Source organism: Pseudomonas sp. GD04158, from assembly GCF_029834875.1.
Classification (GTDB): Bacteria; Pseudomonadota; Gammaproteobacteria; order Pseudomonadales; family Pseudomonadaceae; genus Aquipseudomonas; species Aquipseudomonas hydrolytica.
Map to the genome: position 1 here is coordinate 69,603 of NZ_JAODYT010000003.1, position 4,550 is coordinate 74,152.

General features: G+C 63.7%; 2 protein-coding genes. Both read right to left on the reverse strand.

Translation table 11 applies throughout. The annotated features are described in order from the left end of the window. Window positions 1–3: 3 nt before the first annotated feature. Window positions 4–2,040 carry a Fe(3+)-hydroxamate ABC transporter permease FhuB gene (fhuB, locus tag N7333_RS02265; RefSeq protein ID WP_279858332.1) on the reverse strand — a complete coding sequence of 679 codons (2,037 nt, stop codon included), beginning with the start codon at window positions 2,038–2,040 and terminating at the stop codon, window positions 4–6. Between the two features lie 70 nt (window positions 2,041–2,110). Beyond that, window positions 2,111–4,222: a TonB-dependent siderophore receptor gene (locus tag N7333_RS02270; protein WP_279858389.1), complete on the reverse strand. Its 2,112-nt coding sequence runs from the start codon at window positions 4,220–4,222 to the stop codon at window positions 2,111–2,113. Window positions 4,223–4,550 lie beyond the last annotated feature (328 nt).

Genomic DNA, 4,550 nt, shown 5'->3' on the forward strand with positions numbered 1-4,550 from the left:
GCACTAGCTCCTTTTGTCACTGAAATAGACGCGGCTGAGCAGCAGCAGGAACAACGGAGCACCGATGGCGGCCGTGGCGATTCCCAGCGGGATGTCCAGCGGCGCCAGCAGCACGCGCCCGAGCAAGTCAGCCGAGGCCAACAGGGTCGCGCCCAGCAGCGGCGCCGCCAGCAGACGTTGACGGGCACGATGAAAGCCCAGCAGACGCACGCCATGCGGCACCAGCAAACCGATGAATGCCACCGGCCCGACCACCGCCACGGCCGCTGCGATCAGTGCGCTGGCCAGCACGATCAGCAACACCCGCCGGCTCGGCACCGATAAGCCGAGGCTGCCGGCCACGCCGTCGCCCAGCTGCAGCAGATCCATCCAGCGCGTGGTCGCCGCGCACAGCGCCAGCCCAATCGTCAGCCAGGGCAGCATGGCCTGCAAATCACTCCAGGTACGCCCGTAGCTGCTGCCCACCATCCAGATCAGCGCCTGGGCGATATTGCTGGTGAACTGCGCCATCAGCAGGCTCACCACGGCCAGCACCACGCCGCTGATGGCAAAGCCCGTGAGCGTCACGCGCAGCGGCTCCAGGCCGTGACGCAGGTTGAGGCCGATGACGATCACCAGCGCCAGGCCGGCACCCAGCCAGGCCAGCGGGAAGCGCCAGGCAACGGCCAGCTCGGGCATGAAGATCAGTGCCAGCAGCACCACCAGTGCCGCCATCTGGCTCACTCCGAGAATTTCCGGACCGGCCAGCGGGTTGCGCGTGACCGCCTGCAACAGCATGCCCGCGGTCGCCAGCAGCGCCCCGGCGGCCATGTCCACCAGCAGCCGCGGCAGGCGCAGATCGAGCAGCGTCATGGCCATGGGCTCGCCGCTCCACACCCGCTGCCAGAACGACCAGATGCCCGATTCGCCCTGCGCCGTGCCCGCTACCAGCAGCGCCAGGCAGATCAGCACCGCGAGCGCGACGAACGACCACAACGGCAGGCGCATGGCCCGCTTCTCGCCCGGCATGCTCGCCGTGACCGCCGCTACCGGCGCGCGGCGCCCGTAACGCAGCAGCAAGAGGATCGCCAGCGAACCGAGAACCGCCGACAGCACCCCCAGCGGCAACTGGAACCAGGGCTCCACCGCCGCCACCAGCGCGTCGGCGAGTACCGTCAGTAATGCGCCCCAGATCGCGCACAAGGGGATCAACCGAGACGGTCGCACCACGGCGAAAGCAAAGCGCAGCAGATTCGGCGTGATCAGCCCGATAAAGCCCAAGGGACCAGCCAGATGAATAGCCAGCGCCGCCAGCAGGCTACCCAGAGCGATGCTCAGCCCTTTCAGCCAGGCCGGCGAAAGCCCCAGCGAGCGCATCTGCCCGTCGCCCAGCACGGCCAGGTTCATCGGCCGCATCAGCACCAGCAGCGCCAGGGCAATCAGCGGCAACAGATACAGCGCCGGATGCATCGCGCCCCAGCCCAACTGCTGCAGCGAACCGGTATTCCACAGCGACACCACCATCGCAGCCTGGTCGTTGAGGCTGAGAAACAGCGCGATCAGCGCGGCAAAGGTCTGCGCCACCGCCACCCCGGCCAGGGTCAGGCGCAGCGGCGAGGTGTTCCAGCCGCCTGCCATGAGGAAGGTGAACAAGGCCGCCAGCAGCCCGCCGACGAAGACCAGCGGCAATCCCAGGACGCCAGGCAGAAGCATGCCGAGGATCACACCCAGTTGCGCTCCGGCGGTGATGCCGAGCAGATCCGGCGACACCAGCGGGTTGCGCGTGATCAGCTGCATGATCGCCCCGGAAACGCCCAGGCAGGCACCCACCAGCACTCCGGCAAAGGCGCGTGGCAGCTGGGTCCACCACAGCAGCAGGCCGTCAAGCGATGGCGTCGACGACAGCGGCGCCAACCAGGCCTCGACCGTTGGCCAGGGATGGCGCAACACGCCCTGCCACAGCAGCATGGCCAGCAGCAGCGCGAGCCCCAGCAGCGCCAGGCCAGCATGACCGAAACCACGGGCAGCGCCAGGCTGCCCGGGGCGACTCAAACTCGTCATCCGTTGTCCTTACCTATGCAAAAAGGCGAAGGGTTGCCCCCTCGCCTTGGTTTGCCCACTCGGTTGCCGCTTACCAGCGCAGCGACACGGTACCGAGGAAGGTGCGTTCATCGCCCCAGTAGCAGCGCCCGGCATTGTTGCAGCCTGCCACGTACTCCTGATCGAAGAGGTTCTTGGCGTTGAGATCGACCGACCAGTTCTCGTCGATGTCGTAGCCGATGGCGGCATCGACCAGGGTCACGTCGCCGGTGTCCAGCTTGCCGTAGAGACTTTCGGCGGTGTAGGCGAAGGTGCTGTCGAAGTGGCGCACGCCGCCGCCCAGACGCAGACCGCGCAGCGCACCATCGAGGAAGCGGTAGTTGGCCCAGATCGAGGCCTGGTTGCGTGGCACGCCGGTCATCTGGTTGCCCTCGAGCCGCGAGCCCGGCGCATCCTTGGTAATACGTGCATCGGTATAGGTATAAGCCGCGGTGACATTCAGGTTGGCACTGATATCGCTGTTGATCTCCAACTCGACACCTTTGGAGCGGCTTTCGCCGACCTGGCGGTAGTCATTGATGGCCGCTTCGAAATAGACGTCATTTTCCTTACGCAGATCGAATACGGCAGCAGTGAACATGGTGTTCCAGCCCTTGGGCTCGTACTTCAGACCCACCTCGTACTGCTCGGCGGTGATCGGATCCAGAGGACCGCTGGCGCTGGTGGTCTGCTGCACCGGAACGAAAGAGGTGGAGTAGCTGACGTAGGGCGACAGGCCATTCTCGAACTGGTACATCACACCGGTCTGCCAGGTGAAATCGCGGTCGGTGTAGTCCAGGTCGGAGGCGGCGTTGCTGACCGGGCTGGTCGCGTCGAATTTGTTGCGGTACTGGCTATCGACCCTGTCGAAACGACCGCCAAGCAGGAAGATCCAGTTCTCGTACTTGCTCTGCAACTGGCTGTAGAGGCCGGTCATCTGCTGATCGAGCTGCGAGTTCTGGATGGTGAACGGCGTGGTCGGCTCGCTGGTCCAGACCGGATTGAATACGTTGATCGACGGGCCGAACCCTGCACTCCAGTCCTGGTTGAAGGAAGTACGGTCGAAACTGGCGCCGACCAGCAGCGTGTGCTGCAGGGCACCGGTGTCGAACTTGCCTTCGAGTTGGTTATCCAGCGAATAGGTGATGGACTTGTTGTGTCGATCGTACGCCTGGGTACTGACGTTGGTGCCGAAGCCCGCGTTGTTCAGTGCCCCCGGCCAGATCTCGTTACGCTGGATGCGCGACTGCATGTAGCGCGAGTTCTGGCGGAACTGCCAGTCGTCGTTGAAGCGATGGGTGAACTCGTAACCCAGAGTCCAGACTTCACGCTCGAAGGTGTTCCAGTCCTTGTTACCGAGAAAGGTGTCCTTGTCGATCTTGCCATTGGGATTCTTCAGCAGCGTGCCCGCTGCCGGCAAGCCCAACTCAAGCTTGGTGCGATCCTTCTGGTAGGTCGACAGCAGCGTCAGGCTGTTGAAATCGTCGAAATTCAGCGTCAGCGACGGGGCGATATAGATGCGGTTGTCCTGCACGTGATCGACCTGGGTATCGGCCTCGCGGCCCACCATCACCACGCGCCCCAGCACATTGCCGCTGTCATTCAACGGCCCGGAGACATCCAGATTGAGCTGGCGACGGTCGTTGGAGCCATAGCTGAGCTGCACTTCGCCCTGCGGGGCGGCGGTCGGGCGTTTGCTGACCAGGTTGACCAGGCCGCCCGGCGCGTTCTCCCCATAGAGAATCGAGGTCGGCCCACGGAACACCTCTACCCGCTCCAGGCCATAGGGCTCGCTGGTGGTGTCGTAGCGGTTGCCCTGCACGCGCAAACCATCACGCAGCAGACCGTAGCCGTAGTCGGTGGCGTTGAAACCGCGGATGAAGAACAGGTCACCTGCCAGACCATCACCGGCAGCGAAGGGTGGCGCGAAGATACCCGGCACGTAGCCCAACACATCGGTGAGGCTCTGCGATTTCTGGTCTTCGATGCGTTTGCGGGTCACCACCGACACCGAACGAGGCGTCTCCGACAGCGGCGTGCTGGTCTTGCTGGCGGTCAGGCTTTTCTCGGCCTTGTAGCCGTAATCCGGGCCTTGCGGGCGGTCCAGCTCGCCGGTGACCGTCTGTGACGGCAGCGTCACCTGATCCTCTTGCGCCTGAACCATCCCGTGGCATGTGGCAGCAATCACCACGGCCAGGCACTTCAGTTGAAAACGTCCAGCACCCTGCACTGCTTTCGACATCATCTTCTCCCCCGATACCGCCAGCCAATCCGCTGGCCTGTCAAAAAACGCTGGCTAGCCTAACCAATATCAATGCAAAACTAAATAGTAATTTTTATCATTTAGATGGCAATTTGATACGACCTCGCCATTACCCGTTAAAGGGGTCCGCTCTGCTGTGGAACGATTAGGCAGCCGCTGAAATGGCCGGCATTCCTGGCGGCGGGAAGCCAGTCCGCATCGACTTGGCTCCCCTGACGGAGGATGATTC